Origin of the sequence: Sodalis sp. dw_96, assembly GCF_018449575.1 — a bacterium.
GTDB lineage: Bacteria > Pseudomonadota > Gammaproteobacteria > Enterobacterales > Enterobacteriaceae > Acerihabitans.
In genome coordinates this window covers 229,110-243,069 of sequence record NZ_JAAVUT010000009.1, presented here as the reverse complement: position 1 = coordinate 243,069, position 13,960 = coordinate 229,110, and the positions used below count along the sequence as shown (strand labels likewise).

The 13,960-nt window shown below is 53.3% G+C and carries 14 protein-coding genes, 2 tRNA genes and 1 other RNA gene; 15 read left to right on the top strand and 2 right to left on the bottom strand.

Features of this window, described 5'->3' with window-relative positions:
• Positions 1-929: 929 nt before the first annotated feature.
• The 15 genes from cydA (at position 930) to nadA (ending at position 11,833) form a co-directional block, all read left to right on the top strand.
• Positions 930-2,498: a cytochrome ubiquinol oxidase subunit I gene (cydA, locus tag HB631_RS15600; RefSeq protein ID WP_213992082.1), complete on the top strand. Its 1,569-nt coding sequence runs from the start codon at positions 930-932 to the stop codon at positions 2,496-2,498.
• 16 nt (positions 2,499-2,514) lie between these two features.
• Positions 2,515-3,654: a cytochrome d ubiquinol oxidase subunit II gene (gene cydB / locus HB631_RS15595; protein ID WP_213992081.1), complete on the top strand. Its 1,140-nt coding sequence runs from the start codon at positions 2,515-2,517 to the stop codon at positions 3,652-3,654.
• Positions 3,655-3,669: 15 nt separating this feature from the next.
• Complete coding sequence (gene cydX, locus HB631_RS15590) at positions 3,670-3,783, top strand: cytochrome bd-I oxidase subunit CydX (protein ID WP_213992080.1); 114 nt, start codon at positions 3,670-3,672, stop codon at positions 3,781-3,783.
• Positions 3,780-4,076, top strand: coding sequence for a cyd operon protein YbgE (gene ybgE / locus HB631_RS15585; RefSeq protein WP_213992079.1), 297 nt, complete (start codon positions 3,780-3,782; stop codon positions 4,074-4,076). Before cydX ends, ybgE begins: the two co-directional genes overlap by 4 nt.
• Positions 4,077-4,208: 132 nt before the next feature.
• The gene (gene ybgC / locus HB631_RS15580) at positions 4,209-4,613 is read left to right on the top strand and encodes a tol-pal system-associated acyl-CoA thioesterase (RefSeq protein ID WP_213992078.1); all 405 of its coding nucleotides are present in this window, start codon (positions 4,209-4,211) and stop codon (positions 4,611-4,613) included.
• Positions 4,610-5,296: a Tol-Pal system protein TolQ gene (gene tolQ, locus HB631_RS15575; RefSeq protein WP_213992077.1), complete on the top strand. Its 687-nt coding sequence runs from the start codon at positions 4,610-4,612 to the stop codon at positions 5,294-5,296. Before ybgC ends, tolQ begins: the two co-directional genes overlap by 4 nt.
• Positions 5,297-5,310: 14 nt before the next feature.
• The gene (tolR, locus tag HB631_RS15570; RefSeq protein ID WP_132922777.1) at positions 5,311-5,733 is read left to right on the top strand and encodes a colicin uptake protein TolR; all 423 of its coding nucleotides are present in this window, start codon (positions 5,311-5,313) and stop codon (positions 5,731-5,733) included.
• A gap of 54 nt (positions 5,734-5,787) precedes the next feature.
• The gene (tolA, locus tag HB631_RS15565) at positions 5,788-7,089 is read left to right on the top strand and encodes a cell envelope integrity protein TolA (RefSeq protein ID WP_213992076.1); all 1,302 of its coding nucleotides are present in this window, start codon (positions 5,788-5,790) and stop codon (positions 7,087-7,089) included.
• A 141-nt stretch (positions 7,090-7,230) separates the two neighbouring features.
• Positions 7,231-8,523, top strand: a complete 1,293-nt coding sequence (tolB, locus tag HB631_RS15560) for a Tol-Pal system beta propeller repeat protein TolB (protein ID WP_213992075.1) — start codon at positions 7,231-7,233, stop codon at positions 8,521-8,523.
• A 43-nt stretch (positions 8,524-8,566) separates the two neighbouring features.
• Positions 8,567-9,079, top strand: coding sequence for a peptidoglycan-associated lipoprotein Pal (pal, locus tag HB631_RS15555; RefSeq protein WP_213992074.1), 513 nt, complete (start codon positions 8,567-8,569; stop codon positions 9,077-9,079).
• Between the two features lie 9 nt (positions 9,080-9,088).
• A complete protein-coding gene (cpoB, locus tag HB631_RS15550) occupies positions 9,089-9,901 on the top strand; it encodes a cell division protein CpoB (RefSeq protein ID WP_213992073.1) in 813 nt (270 codons plus the stop codon).
• Positions 9,902-10,115: 214 nt separating this feature from the next.
• Positions 10,116-10,191: transfer RNA gene (locus HB631_RS15545), tRNA-Lys, on the top strand.
• A gap of 96 nt (positions 10,192-10,287) precedes the next feature.
• Positions 10,288-10,363 (top strand) — tRNA-Lys (locus HB631_RS15540).
• Between the two features lie 44 nt (positions 10,364-10,407).
• Positions 10,408-10,534, top strand: a non-coding RNA gene (locus HB631_RS15535) — RtT sRNA.
• Positions 10,535-10,771: 237 nt separating this feature from the next.
• Entirely contained in the window at positions 10,772-11,833 is a 1,062-nt protein-coding gene (nadA, locus tag HB631_RS15530; RefSeq protein WP_213992072.1) for a quinolinate synthase NadA, read from the top strand.
• Between the two features lie 216 nt (positions 11,834-12,049).
• Here nadA and zitB read toward each other — a convergent pair whose 3' ends face one another.
• Positions 12,050-13,009 (bottom strand): CDF family zinc transporter ZitB, encoded by a 960-nt coding sequence (zitB, locus tag HB631_RS15525; protein WP_213992071.1) that lies wholly within the window; start codon positions 13,007-13,009, stop codon positions 12,050-12,052.
• 421 nt (positions 13,010-13,430) lie between these two features.
• A complete protein-coding gene (locus HB631_RS15520) occupies positions 13,431-13,787 on the bottom strand; it encodes a protein YbgS (protein ID WP_213992070.1) in 357 nt (118 codons plus the stop codon).
• Positions 13,788-13,960: the final 173 nt, after the last annotated feature.

Below are 13,960 nucleotides of genomic sequence, written 5' to 3'. Positions count from 1 at the left end.
GGCCTAGCGTGCCATGAGGCACTCCGGCGGGAGGAAAAACCACGCCCGCTTCGACCTCATAGGCGCGCTCTCCCTTTAACAGGTTTGTTGCAGGCTCGGTGATCGCGGGCCTTCAGGCTTCAGTGATAGCGGGCCTAGCGTGCCATGAGGCACTCCGGCGGGCGGAAAAACCACGCCCGCTTCGACCTCATCGGCGCGCTCTCCCTTTAACAGGTTTGTTGCACGATTAGTGATCGCGCGCGTTCCCTTCAAAATGCCCTGGGCAAAAAATTTGGACAAGCTTCGGGTGTTTTTTCGTCAATGAGTTTATTCGCCACATTCCCAGAAAAATCCAGCTACATTTAATTCATATATCGCTGCTTGTCATCGACATTATTGATGGCGTCATTTCATTATTAAATAATTGTCTGTTAACAAATTAAAAATAACGCGTAGATATTTTTTTCTTTCCAGGTAATTTACCGATCTTATTAATCACATACATTTAACAAAATCATCATGGCAGGTTAAAGTCGAAATATTATTTAACATAGATGAGAAATTATTGCGCCAAATCAATGATTTTTTATAACGTTTAAGGATTAAAATAGCCTAAATTGCGCTATCTCAATTTTGGCAATGGCGAGCTATAACGGTCGAATTGATCGAGACATCATTTCCCGACCGCCGTCACGAAAAAAAATATTTATCATAAGTAAGTTGAGGGGTAGTATGTGGAATGTAAAATTCTGAATAGTGCAGCCTTATTAAAACCCGTTCTTGTTTTCCCGGCACCGATGCATCGGCGTCAGTGTTTTGCCGGGTGAAGCCAAGCCCGGAAAAAATTATAAAGTCTTTATTATTCACCGCGGGTTGTTGCAGGGCTTCGGCACATCGAAGCGCCAGATTACCGCACGTGGGATCCATCCTGTGAGGAGCAAGGAGTCAAAATGTTTGATGTCGTCGAACTGTCACGGTTACAGTTTGCCTTAACTGCGATGTACCACTTTCTATTTGTCCCGCTAACCCTGGGATTGGCGTTTTTACTCGCCATTATGGAAACGGTATATGTCCTGTCAGGCAAACAAATTTATAAAGATATGACCAAGTTCTGGGGTAAATTGTTCGGTATCAATTTCGCCCTGGGTGTAGCCACCGGCTTGACCATGGAATTCCAGTTCGGAACCAACTGGTCATATTTCTCCCACTACGTCGGCGACATATTTGGTGCCCCCCTGGCCATTGAAGGATTGATGGCCTTCTTCCTTGAATCCACCTTTGTCGGCTTGTTCTTCTTCGGCTGGGATCGCCTGAGCAAAACCCAGCACCTTACCGTCACCTGGATGGTGGCCTTGGGCTCCAACCTGTCCGCGCTGTGGATACTGGTGGCCAACGGCTGGATGCAAAATCCCATCGCCTCGGATTTCAATTACCAGACCATGCGCATGGAGATGGTGAGTTTCGCCGATCTGGTGCTGAATCCGGTGGCGCAGGTGAAGTTCGTCCATACCGTGGCCGCGGGCTATTGTACCGGCGCGATGTTCATTCTCGGCATCAGTTCCTATTACCTGCTTAAGGGCCGTGATGTGGCGTTCGCCAAACGTTCCTACGCCATCGCCGCGGCGTTCGGCATGGCGGCGGTTCTGTCCGTTATCGTACTGGGTGATGAATCCGGCTACGAAATGGGCGACGTGCAAAAAACCAAACTGGCAGCCATCGAAGCCGAGTGGGATACGCAGCCCGCGCCGGCCTCCTTTACCCTGTTCGGTATTCCCAACCAGGCGACCCAGCGAAATAATTTCTCCATTCGTGTGCCTTACGCCCTGGGTCTTATCGCCACCCGATCGACGGACCGGCAGGTTACCGGCATCAAGGATTTGATGGCGCAACATCAGATTCGTATCCGCAACGGCATGAAAGCCTACGCGTTGCTGCAGGAATTGCGCCAGGGCAATGCCGATCCGGCGTTATTGGGCCAGTTCAACCAGGTTAAACAAGATTTGGGTTACGGCCTGCTGTTGAAGCGTTATACCGACAATGTGGCCAACGCCACCGAAGAGCAGATCCAAAGCGCGACCCGGGATTCCATCCCACGCGTGGCGCCGCTGTACTTCTCATTCCGCATTATGGTGCTGGGGGGCGTGCTGATGCTCATCATTATCACCATGTCGTTCTGGAGCGTGATTCGTAACCGGATCGGCCATAAACCCTGGCTGCATCGCGCCGCGCTGTACGGTATTCCCATTCCCTGGATTGCCATCGAGGCGGGATGGTTTGTTGCCGAGTACGGCCGCCAGCCTTGGGCGATTGGTGAAATCCTGCCCACCGCCGTCGCCAACTCTTCGTTGACGGCGGGAGATATCCTGTTCTCCATGGGGTTAATCTGCGGGCTTTATACCCTGTTCCTGGTGGCGGAAATGTATTTGATGTTCAAGTATGCGCGCTTGGGGCCGAGCAGCCTGAAAACCGGCCGTTATCACTTCGAGCAGCCGACGCTCGCCGTGCAGCAAGCACATTAAAACAGGAGCCTTTGCCATGTTTGACTATGAAGTTTTGCGCTTAATCTGGTGGGTGCTGATCGGTGTCCTGCTGATAGGCTTTGCCGTCACCGACGGCTTTGACATGGGTGTCGGCATGCTGATGCGCTTTCTCGGCCGCACCGATACCGAACGCCGGGTGTTAATCAATACCATCGCTCCTCACTGGGAAGGCAATCAGGTGTGGTTGATCACCGCCGGCGGCGCGCTGTTCGCCGCCTGGCCGATGGTCTATGCCGCCGCGTTTTCCGGCTTTTACATCGCCATGATCCTGGTATTGGCATCGCTGTTTTTCCGGCCGGTAGGGTTTGAATACCGGTCAAAAATCGACGATCCCCGCTGGCGTAACGTCTGGGACTGGGGCCTGTTCGCCGGTGGGTTCATCCCTCCGGTGGTTATCGGCGTGGCGTTCGGTAACCTGCTGCAAGGTGTGCCGTTCCATGTGGATGAATTCCTGCGTTTGTTCTATACCGGTAATTTCTTCCAACTGCTTAACCCGTTCGGCCTGTTGGCCGGTATAGTCAGCCTGTGCATGTTCCTCACCGTGGGCGGCACCTATCTGCAGATGCGTACAGAAGGTGAACTGCTGGCGCGCGCCCGCTCCGTGAGCCAGGTAACCAGCCTGCTGACGCTGGTGACCTTCTTGCTGGGCGGCTTCTGGCTGGTGTACGGCATCGACGGTTTTACTATTACGTCGGTCATTGATACCAACGGCGTTTCCAACCCGCTGAATAAAGAAGTGGCGCATCAGGCCGGCGCATGGATGGTGAAATATCACCAGTATCCGCTGTTGTGGATTGTACCGGCGCTGGGCGTGCTGCTGCCCCTGCTGACCCTGATCTTTACCCGTACCGGCAGGGGGGCCTGGGCCTTCGTCTTTTCCTCGCTGACCATTGCCTGCATTATTCTTACGGCGGGTATTACGATGTTTCCGTTCATCATGCCGTCGATCACGATGCCGAATGCCAGCCTGACGGTGTGGGATGCCACTTCAAGCCTGCTGACGCTGAAAGTCATGACCGGCGTCGCGGTGATCTTCGTGCCTATCGTGTTGCTCTATACCATTTGGTGTTACTACAAGATGTACGGACGCATCACCAAAGAACACGTGGAACAAAACACGCATACCCTGTACTAAGTAAGGAGCTGAAAAATGTGGTATTTTGCTTGGATTCTCGGAACGCTTCTGGCCTGCTCCTTCGGCATTATTACCGCCCTGGCGCTTGAGCATCATGAAGACAGCCAGCCGGGGAACGACGTCCGGTGATCAAAACCCTGGTTGACCGGCTGTATAATATTACCGATAAGAGCCCGCTGCGGGCTCTTTCGCTGGTTCTGGCTCTGGTGCTTGCCGGCTGTGTGTTCTGGATGCCGGCGCGTTTTGCCGTGCAGACCAGTCATTTGGATGCCTGGCATAACCTGCTGGTGGTCTGGGCGGTATGCGCCGGGGTTATTCACGGCACCGGCTTCAGGCCGCGCCGCTGGGGCTGGCGGTTATGCTTTTTGCCCTTGGCGGCCATGATTGTGCTGGCGGCGGCGCTGTTTTACGTATTTTATTAACAATGGCGGCTGCGTTATGGCGGCCGCACCCTCCACTACATATTTATTTTCATTCAGCAAAGGGAATTTATTCCAAACGTGATCGGTCTTGCGTATAGTAAGCACCGTTGTTTTGCGTTGCTGGGATATACAGTGAGTAATACGTTATTCCAATGGCCGGTGCGAGTCTATTTTGAAGATACCGACGCCGGAGGTGTGGTCTATCACGCTCGTTACGTGGTTTTTTATGAAAGGGCCCGTACCGAAATGCTGCGCCAGCATAATTTTCACCAACAAACCTTACTAAGCGCTAATATTGCTTTTGTGGTAAGGCGAATGACGGTGGACTATCTCGCCTCAGCGCGTCTGGACGATTTGCTCCTTGTAGAAAGTGAAATCGTTTCAATGCGCGGTGCCTCTCTGATTTTTGCGCAACGCATCCTGAATGCTGAAGGACAGCTTCTCAGCCGGGCGGATGTTTTGATTGCCTGTATCGATCCACACCAAATGAAGCCTATTGCGCTTCCTAAGTCTATTGTCGCGGAGTTCAAGCAGTGACTGACATGAACATTGTTGATCTGTTCCTGAAAGCGAGCTTTCTGGTTAAACTGATCATGTTGATTTTGATATGCTTTTCCATTGCATCCTGGGCGATCATTATCCAGCGTACACGCATCCTCAATACGGCGACCCGTGAGGCCGAAGCTTTCGAGGATAAATTCTGGTCCGGAATCGAGTTATCCCGGCTCTATCAGGAAAGTCAAACCCGCCGCGATACATTGACCGGCACCGAACAGATTTTTTATTCCGGTTTCAAAGAATTCGCCCGCCTGCACCGGGCCAATAGCCATGCGCCGGAAGCAGTGGTGGAAGGCGCCTCCCGCGCCATGCGCATCTCCATGAACCGTGAATTGGAAGCCCTGGAAACCCATATCCCCTTTTTGGGTACCGTGGGGTCAATCAGTCCCTATATCGGTTTGTTCGGCACCGTTTGGGGTATAATGCACGCGTTTATCGGATTGGGCGCAGTAAAGCAGGCCACTCTGCAAATGGTGGCTCCCGGTATTGCCGAAGCCCTGATTGCCACGGCTATCGGCCTGTTTGCCGCCATTCCGGCGGTCATGGCCTTTAACCGGCTGAGTCAGCGGGTGAACAAGCTGGATCAGAATTACGACAATTTCACCGAAGAGTTCATCGCCATCCTGCATCGTCAGGCCTTCGCCAGCGATAGCGCTAAGTAGAAGGAGGGGAGAACATGGCCCGGAGACGCGGTCGCAGAGAACTGAAGTCAGAAATCAATATTGTTCCCTTACTCGATGTGTTGTTGGTCCTGGTACTTATTTTTATGGCTACGGCGCCCATTATCACGCAAAGCGTCGAAGTCGACCTGCCGGATGCGACGGATTCGAAAGCGGTGAGCAGTGACGATAATCCGCCGGTAATCGTCGAAGTGGCGGGCGTTGGTCAGTACAGTTTGGTGGTAGACCATAACCGTATGGAGCAATTACCGCCGGAACAGGTGGTTGCCGAGGCGCGATCACGCATTACGGCCAATCCCAAAACGGTATTCCTGATTGGTGGCGCGAAAGACGTGCCCTATGATGAAATTATCAAAGCGTTGAATCTGCTGCATCAGGCCGGCGTGAAGTCGGTAGGCCTGATGACCCAGCCTATTTGATGGCATGCGGATAATGCGCGCTATTTTTGGCAAACCTGTTTTTGGGAATCGATTGTGGTAAAGGCAACCGAACAGAACGATAAGCTCAAACGTGCCATTATTTTTTCGATTGTCCTGCATATCCTCCTGATCGGTTTCCTGATCTGGAGCTCTTACACGCAGGATGTCGATTCAAGTGGCGGCGGAGGCGGCGGCTCGTCCATCGATGCGGTTATGGTCGATCCCGGTGCCGTGGTACAGCAGTATAATCGTGAGCAGAATCAGCAGACGGATGCTCAGCGTGCCTCGCAATTACGTGAAAAGCAGGCCCAGCAGCAGGCGGAAGAACTGCAGCAAAAGCAGGCGGCCGAACAGCAGCGCCTGAAGGAATTGGAAAAGGATCGGCTGGCGGCACAGGAAGCGGCCGAGCAGCAGAAAGAACAGCAGGCCGAGCAGCAAAAGCAGGCCGCGCTGCAAAAACAACAGGCTGAAGCCGCCACTAAACAGGCGCAGGAGCAGCAGAAACAGGCCGAAGCGGCGGCGGCGCAAGCCAAGGCCGAAGCCGCCGAGCAGGCTAAAGCGGCCGCCGAAGCGAAAAAACAGGCGCAAGCGGAAGCCAATAAGGAAGCGGCCGCCGCTGCCGCCGCGGCGAAGAAGCAGGCGGAAGCCGCTGCTCAAGCCGCAGCGCAGGCAAAAGCGCAGCAGGCGGCTCAGGCCAAGGCCGAACAGGCCGCCAAGGCTGAAGCCGCTAAAGAAGCTAAAGAAGCCAAACAGGCCGCCGCCGCCGAAGCGGCACAGGCGAAAGCCGCTGCCGCCGAAGCGGCACAAGCGAAAGCCGACGCCGCGCAAGATAAAGCCGACGCGGCCGCGGCAGCCAAAGAAAAGGCCGACGCGGCCGCCGAGGCGAAAGCCAGTGCCGCCGCGGCGAAAAAAGCCGCCGCCGCAGCCAAGAAAGCCGCCGCGGCCGCTGCCGCCAAGGACTCCAATGAGGTGAACGATCTTCTCGGCGGTCTGACGGATGCCAAGAATGCGCCGAAAGCCGGCGGCGGCCCCAGCAAGGGGGGCAAACCCGCCGGGACCGGCAACAGCAAGCAAAGCGGCGCTTCAGGAGCGGAAATCAACGGCTACGCCAGCCAGGTCAAGGCGGCCATACAGCAGAAATTTTATTCGGATCCGTCTTTTAACGGCAAAACCTGTTCGCTGCGTATCAAATTGGCCCCGGACGGAATGCTGATTTCCGTCAGTTCCGAAGGCGGCGATCCGGCGTTGTGCCAGGCGGCGATTTCAGCGGCCAGATTGGCCAGAATACCGAAACCGCCCAGCCAGGCAGTGTATGAAGTGTTTAAAAATGCCCCGATCGATTTTAAACCGGAATAAAGGGTAAAGAAGTCTAAATGGTAAGGTAAATCTTTAAGATTTAGACTATGTTGTCAGCCAGGTACATGTAGTTATGTTTACGAAATTTGGTTAAAATTCTGCTAATTTATCGGGGCGTATCGCGTCGGTATGGGAGATGAAATGAAGCAGGCATTTCGAGTAGCGCTAAGTTTACTGTTTTTATGGGCATCCATACTTCATGCGGAAGTGAGAATCGAGATCACCCAGGGGGTGGACTCGGCAAAACCTATCGCCGTAGTGCCTTTTAAATGGGCCGGTCCGGGAGCCGCTCCACAAGACGTCGGCAGCATTGTGGGGGCGGATTTGCGTAACAGCGGCAAATTTAATCCCATCGATGTCGCCCGTATGCCTCAGCAGCCCACCACCGCAGCGGAAGTGACCCCGGCGGCCTGGACCGCCCTCGGCATTGACGCCGTGGTGGTCGGCCAGGTCCAGCCCGGCGCCGACGGCGGTTATGTGGTGAGCTACCAGTTGGTGGACACCTCCGGCAGCGCCCCGTCCGTACTGTCCCAGAATCAATTCAAGGTCACCAAGCAATGGTTGCGTTATGCCGCGCATACCGTCAGCGACGAATCCTTTGAAAAGTTGACCGGGATCAAGGGCGCGTTCCGCACACGCATCGCATATGTGGTACAAACCAACGGCGGGCAGTATCCTTATGAGCTGCGCGTTTCCGATTATGACGGTTTTAACCAGTTCGTGGTTCATCGCTCGCCTCAGCCTCTGATGTCGCCGGCCTGGTCGCCGGACGGCAGCAAACTGGCTTACGTTACCTTCGAAAGCGGCCGCTCCGCCCTGGTGGTGCAAACCCTGGCCAACGGCAGTGTCCGTCAGATCGCCAGCTTCCCGCAGCACAACGGCGCGCCGGCGTTTTCTCCTGACGGCAGCAAATTGGCCTTCGCCCTGTCGAAAACGGGCAGTTTGAATTTGTATGTAATGGATTTGGGCTCCGGCCAGATCAGTCAAGTGACTGACGGTCGTAGCAATAATACGGAACCGACCTGGTTCCCGGACAATCAGACCCTGGCCTATACATCCGACCAGGGCGGTCGTCCGCAACTTTATAAAGTCGGTATTAATGGCGGTAGTCCGCAGCGCCTGACCTGGGAAGGTTCTCAGAATCAGGATGCGGATGTGAGCGCTGACGGGAAGTTCCTGGTCATGGTTAGCAGCGATGGCGGCGCTCAACACATCGCTAAACAAGATCTGGTTACGGGAGCCGTTCAAGTATTGTCGGCCACGTTCCTGGATGAGACGCCTAGCGTCGCTCCCAATGGCACAATGGTAATCTATAGCTCCACACAGGGAATGGGTTCCGTGTTACAGCTGGTCTCGACTGATGGGCGTTTCAAAGCGCGTCTTCCGGCGACTGATGGACAGGTAAAATTTCCTGCCTGGTCTCCGTATCTGTGATGCATGTGTAAATATGTATGGCAAACTATAAAAGGAAAATGAGATGCAACTGAACAAAGTGCTAAAAGGGCTGATGTTGGCTGTGCCGGTACTGGCTATCGCCGCGTGTAGTTCCCACAAAAGCGCTAACAATGGTGCTGATACCTCCATGGGCGCTGGCACTGGTATGGACAATAGCGGTGCGAATGCGTCCTCTCAAGAACAGGCTCGTCTGCAAATGCAAGAACTGCAGAAGAACAATATCGTTTACTTTGATCTCGACAAGTACGATATTCGTTCTGAGTTTGCTCAAATGCTGGACGCGCATGCTAACTTCCTGCGCAGCAATCCATCCTACAAAGTGACAGTTGAAGGTCATGCGGATGAACGCGGCACGCCGGAATACAATATCGCCCTGGGCGAACGTCGTGCCAATGCCGTGAAAATGTATCTTCAGGGTAAAGGCGTCTCTGCCGATCAAATCTCTATCGTATCTTATGGTAAAGAAAAACCGGCTGTGCTGGGACATGACGAAGCGGCTTACGCCAAAAACCGTCGTGCCGTACTGGTATACTAAGAGAATTGCATGAGCGGTAACTTCAGACGATACCTTATCAGTCTGTCGTTGCTGGTTGGCGTAGCAGCCCCCTGGGCTGCTACTGCCCAAGCGCCAATCAGTAATGTCGGCTCCGGCTCGGTGGAAGACCGGGTCACTCAACTTGAGCGAATCACTAACGCTCACGCCCAGCTATTAACTCAACTTCAGCAACAACTCGCGGATACCCAGCGCGATATTGATTCTCTTCGGGGTCAAATCCAAGAAAGCCAGTATCAGCTCTCGCAGGTTGTGGATCGCCAAAAACAGCTTTACCAGCAGTTGGACACTTTGAGTAGCGGCCAGGGTGGACAGGGTAAGCAAGGCAGCCAAAACGCGGCCTCAACGGACAATACGGCGACGGCGTCTACCGACACCGGCGGCGGTCAGGATGCGGCGGCAGCGGCTCCGGCGGTAGGTGCCGCCACGGGCGATGCCAATACCGACTACAACGCGGCGGTGTCATTGGTACTGGAGAAAAAACAGTACGATCAAGGCATCATTGCGTTCCAGAATTTTGTCAAACGTTACCCGGATTCAACCTATCAGCCTAATGCCAACTATTGGTTGGGGCAGTTGAATTACAACAAGGGTAAAAAAGACGACGCGGCTTATTATTTTGCGTTGGTCGTCAAAAATTATCCCAAATCACCGAAAAGCTCCGAAGCGCTGTTCAAAGTCGGGGTAATCATGCAGGAAAAAGGCCAAACCGATAAAGCGAAGGCCGTTTACCAGCAGGTGATCAAACTTTATCCCAATACCGATTCAGCCAAGCAAGCGCAGAAACGTCTGGCGAGTCTCTAAGCTATACATACCCTAAATGCAACGTGAAGTATGACGGATATTCGGGCCTGAAACGGGGTTTAATCACCCGATTCAGGCCTGAGTGCTCGAAGATCAGGCAGTTGAACGCTTTGATTGGAAATTTAGGTTGCGCAGAATTAATTAATTAGTAATATATGCCGCCGTTGCCAAGGGAAAGCGTTTACCCACAGCAGTCGTTAGAAATCGGATAAAAGGGTCGTTAGCTCAGTTGGTAGAGCAGTTGACTTTTAATCAATTGGTCGCAGGTTCGAATCCTGCACGACCCACCATGATCCGGTCATGTCTTTTTGTTTGTGACGCCCACAGGATAATAACTGCCCGGGCGAATTTTTTTGCCGCTTACAGCGGACAGCGTCATTCCCAGCGGGTCGTTAGCTCAGTTGGTAGAGCAGTTGACTTTTAATCAATTGGTCGCAGGTTCGAATCCTGCACGACCCACCAATGTTAAGAAAATCATCGATGCTAAATAATCTTGCAAAACTCGTATAACTCACGAATCGTGCAGGATTTGAACCTGCGCAGGTTCGAGTCGAGCGAAGCGAGACAACGTTGCCGCATGGCAACGGCCCGAAGGGCGAGGCCACGGGCCGAGTCATCCTGCACGACCCACCAATGTTAAGAAAATCATCGATGCTAAATAATCTTGCAAAACTCATATAATTCACGACCCACCCTCTATTCTCTTTAAATTCCTTTGGCTAAACAAATACACAAAATAGCACAATTTAACGAGGACATTTGTCTCGGATTTGACTATTTTGTTTAGTATATAAAACATTTGGGTCGCAATCAGATCCATCGGTGCATGTCGGCACGTCGCCCCTGCACGGGAATATATGTGAGACAAAGATGATTGAGCTACTGGATACCAATGCTGCCATTTACCCGTTTCCGCCAAAACCGCGGCCGCTCAGTGTGGATGAAAAACAGTTTTATTATAGTAAAATCAAACAACTGTTAAAGCAGCGCAATGCGGTAATGGTGGCTCATTATTATACCGATCCGGAGATCCAGGCGCTGGCGGAAGCCACCGGTGGCTGCGTGGCCGACTCTCTGGAAATGGCCAGATTCGGCAGTACCCATCCCGCGACGACCCTGTTGGTGGCCGGGGTGCGTTTTATGGGCGAAACGGCTAAAATTCTCAGTCCGGAAAAAACCGTGCTGATGCCGACCCTAAAGGCGGAGTGTTCTTTGGATTTGGGCTGTCCCATCGATGAGTTCGGCGCTTTTTGCGATGCCCATCCAGATCGTACCGTGGTGGTCTACGCCAATACCTCCGCCGCGGTGAAAGCCCGTGCCGACTGGGTGGTCACCTCCAGTATCGCCGTCGAGCTGATTGAACATCTGGACAGTTTAGGAGAAAAGATCATCTGGGCGCCGGATCGCCATCTCGGCCGCTACGTGCAGCAGCAAACCGGGGCGGATATTCTCTGTTGGCAAAGCGCCTGTATCGTCCATGACGAATTTAAAACCCAGGCGCTGCTGCGTATGAAGGCTCTTTATCCCGACGCCGCGGTACTGGTTCATCCCGAATCGCCCCAGGCGATTGTTGATATGGCCGACGCGGTAGGGTCAACCAGCCAGCTGATCCAGGCAGCGAAAAAGTTGCCGCAACAACAGATGATCGTCGCGACCGACCGGGGTATTTTTTACAAAATGCAGCAGGCCTGCCCTGATAAAATGTTATTGGAAGCACCCACCGCCGGAGATGGCGCAACCTGCCGCAGCTGCGCTCATTGTCCCTGGATGGCCATGAACGGGCTTGAAGCCATAGCCCTCGGGCTTGAACAGGGTGGAGACGCCCATGAGGTTCATGTTGCCGCCGAACTGCGTGACAAGGCGCTGGTGCCGCTGAACCGTATGCTGTCGTTCGCCGCCAGGCTGAATGTCCGGGTTACCGGCAATGCCTAAGCCGTAGAAGAAAGCGGTGTCCGGGAGAGATCCTTCACATACCTTGCCGGGCGGGTATTTGGCGCGCTAACCCACGCAGATGAAAGCTAACCCGAGCGGTTGATGCCCCCGCTGACCCGGGTAGGCTTTTGACCCGCTAAAGCATATCTATCTGAACAACCGGCTCAGGTGGGTATACGATCCGACAGCCCGCTTGCGGCGTTACTGCGCCAGGTTTTAATGCTGATGGTGCGCATGAGCGTGCGCATGGACATGAACCGGTTCCGGTTCCGCCGTGATACCGCAATCGTCTTCCGGACACTGCTGGTATTCCATCTGCACGGTGGCGTGGCTTATCTGATAGTGATCCAGCAGGTAATGCTGGATCTGATGAAGCAGCGCATCGTGGTCGTAAGGGGGTACGACCTGGGCATGTAGCGTCATCACGGGTTTTTCTCCCACTTGCCACACATGCACATGATGTATGTTGCGCACTTCGGGAATATTCAGGCACATGTCGCGTTTGAGCTTTTCAATATCGATTTGACTCGGCGTGCCTTCCAGCAGCTCATGCAGGCTCTCCTGCAATAATCGCCAGCCGCTGCGCAGCACCAGGCACGACACCAGGATCGATAAGATGGGGTCAATATACAGCCAGCCGGTGAGCAGAATGACCCCCGCCGCCACAATCGCCCCCACCGAGCCCAGCAAATCCCCCAGTACGTGCAGGGCGGCGGCGCGCAGGTTGATATTCTTTTCCCCTTCGCCGCCGTGCAGCAGCCAGAAAGAGAGCAGGTTCGCCACCAGGCCGCCCACGGCAATAATCATCATCGGCCAGCCGGCGATGGGGTGGGGCTGGTAAAAACGCCGGATGGCTTCCCAGACGATAAGCAATGTGATGACAAGCAGGGCCAGTGCATTGATGAACGCCGCCAGCGTGGTCAGGCGCAAATATCCGAAAGTGTGCTGGCTGTTGGGCTTGCGCTGGGCAAATCTCACCGCCAGTAAGGCCATCATTAACGCCGCGGCGTCGGTAAGCATATGCCCCGCGTCAGCCAGTAGGGCCAATGAGCCGGAAAGCAGGCCGCCCGCCACCTCCACCGCCATAAACAGGGCGGTAATGCCAAATGCCGCCAGCAATCGCCGGTTATTGCCATTCTCCGTCGCGCCATGCGCATGATTGTGTGTCGCTGCCATCAGGGTACCTTGTGGTCATTGAATCCATAAATGAAACGCATTTACCTCGAGTATACCGGTGATTGCGGAAGTTACCGTAAGAATTTATGCAGGTATTATGACACCGCGATGAGCCTGAGCGTCCGGGGTTGCCGCTCAAGGCGATTTGCCTGGCTGCGGCGGAGTAGACAAGGACTGAATGGCCGGACCTGGCTGTAAATGTATTGTCGGCATGATGGGGTATAGCGGTGAAATCATTGCCGGTATGGCGTAATGCATGGAGCTGAGAAATAATGGTGGTATGGCTGTGAGTGCCGGTGATAAATGGGGAAAAAAAAGAAATCAGGCCGTAGCCTGATTCCGGATACAATACTTAATAATATAAGGCTCAGTCCGGTGCGAAATAAAACCGGGGATTTGAGCATCAAATACTTAAATAATATTACTGAGACGTTCCGTCGGTTTTGGTTCCATTGGGTGTTGAACCTGGGCCAGTTTGGACTTTACTATTAATGTTAGGACATTTACCGTCTTTACATTTGGAGTTTTTATCGATTTCATCAGCGCTCATATTGGAACTGTCGGTGTTGCTGGTGTTAATCTTACTGTTATCAACATTATTAGGCGGCAGGTTTTGTTTAGCGCCAGGACTATTAGATTGATTTTCCTGACCATTATTGGACGTTGAGCCGGTATCACTGGATGAACTTGACGTCGCGGCTAATGCTGCTCCGCTACCCAAAGTCATTACCGCTGTTAAAAAAAGCATTGCCATGTTCTTAAGGGTGGTGGTTTGCATAATGTTTTCCCTCTTTCAGACTGGGGGTGAATTGAAGCCCGCATTTATACATTTTTCACGTTCGGAAAACCTGATTAAGGCGCATCCAGGGGCCTTGCAAGAAAATGTTAAGCCAATGACTACGGCAGGTTAAGTGCCGGTTATTTTTGGCTTATCATTGTTTAAGCATAGCC

Bases quoted from the DNA above. Each gene is read 5' to 3' on its own strand.
- cydA (WP_213992082.1), top strand. From the start codon at position 930: ATGTTTGATGTCGTCGAACTGTCACGGTTACAGTTTGCCTTAACTGCG.
- cydB (WP_213992081.1), top strand. From the start codon at position 2,515: ATGTTTGACTATGAAGTTTTGCGCTTAATCTGGTGGGTGCTGATCGGT.
- cydX (WP_213992080.1), top strand. From the start codon at position 3,670: ATGTGGTATTTTGCTTGGATTCTCGGAACGCTTCTGGCCTGCTCCTTC.
- tolR (WP_132922777.1), top strand. From the start codon at position 5,311: ATGGCCCGGAGACGCGGTCGCAGAGAACTGAAGTCAGAAATCAATATT.
- tolB (WP_213992075.1), top strand. From the start codon at position 7,231: ATGAAGCAGGCATTTCGAGTAGCGCTAAGTTTACTGTTTTTATGGGCA.
- pal (WP_213992074.1), top strand. From the start codon at position 8,567: ATGCAACTGAACAAAGTGCTAAAAGGGCTGATGTTGGCTGTGCCGGTA.
- cpoB (WP_213992073.1), top strand. From the start codon at position 9,089: ATGAGCGGTAACTTCAGACGATACCTTATCAGTCTGTCGTTGCTGGTT.
- nadA (WP_213992072.1), top strand. From the start codon at position 10,772: ATGATTGAGCTACTGGATACCAATGCTGCCATTTACCCGTTTCCGCCA.
- zitB (WP_213992071.1), bottom strand. From the start codon at position 13,009: ATGGCAGCGACACACAATCATGCGCATGGCGCGACGGAGAATGGCAAT.
- HB631_RS15520 (WP_213992070.1), bottom strand. From the start codon at position 13,787: ATGCAAACCACCACCCTTAAGAACATGGCAATGCTTTTTTTAACAGCG.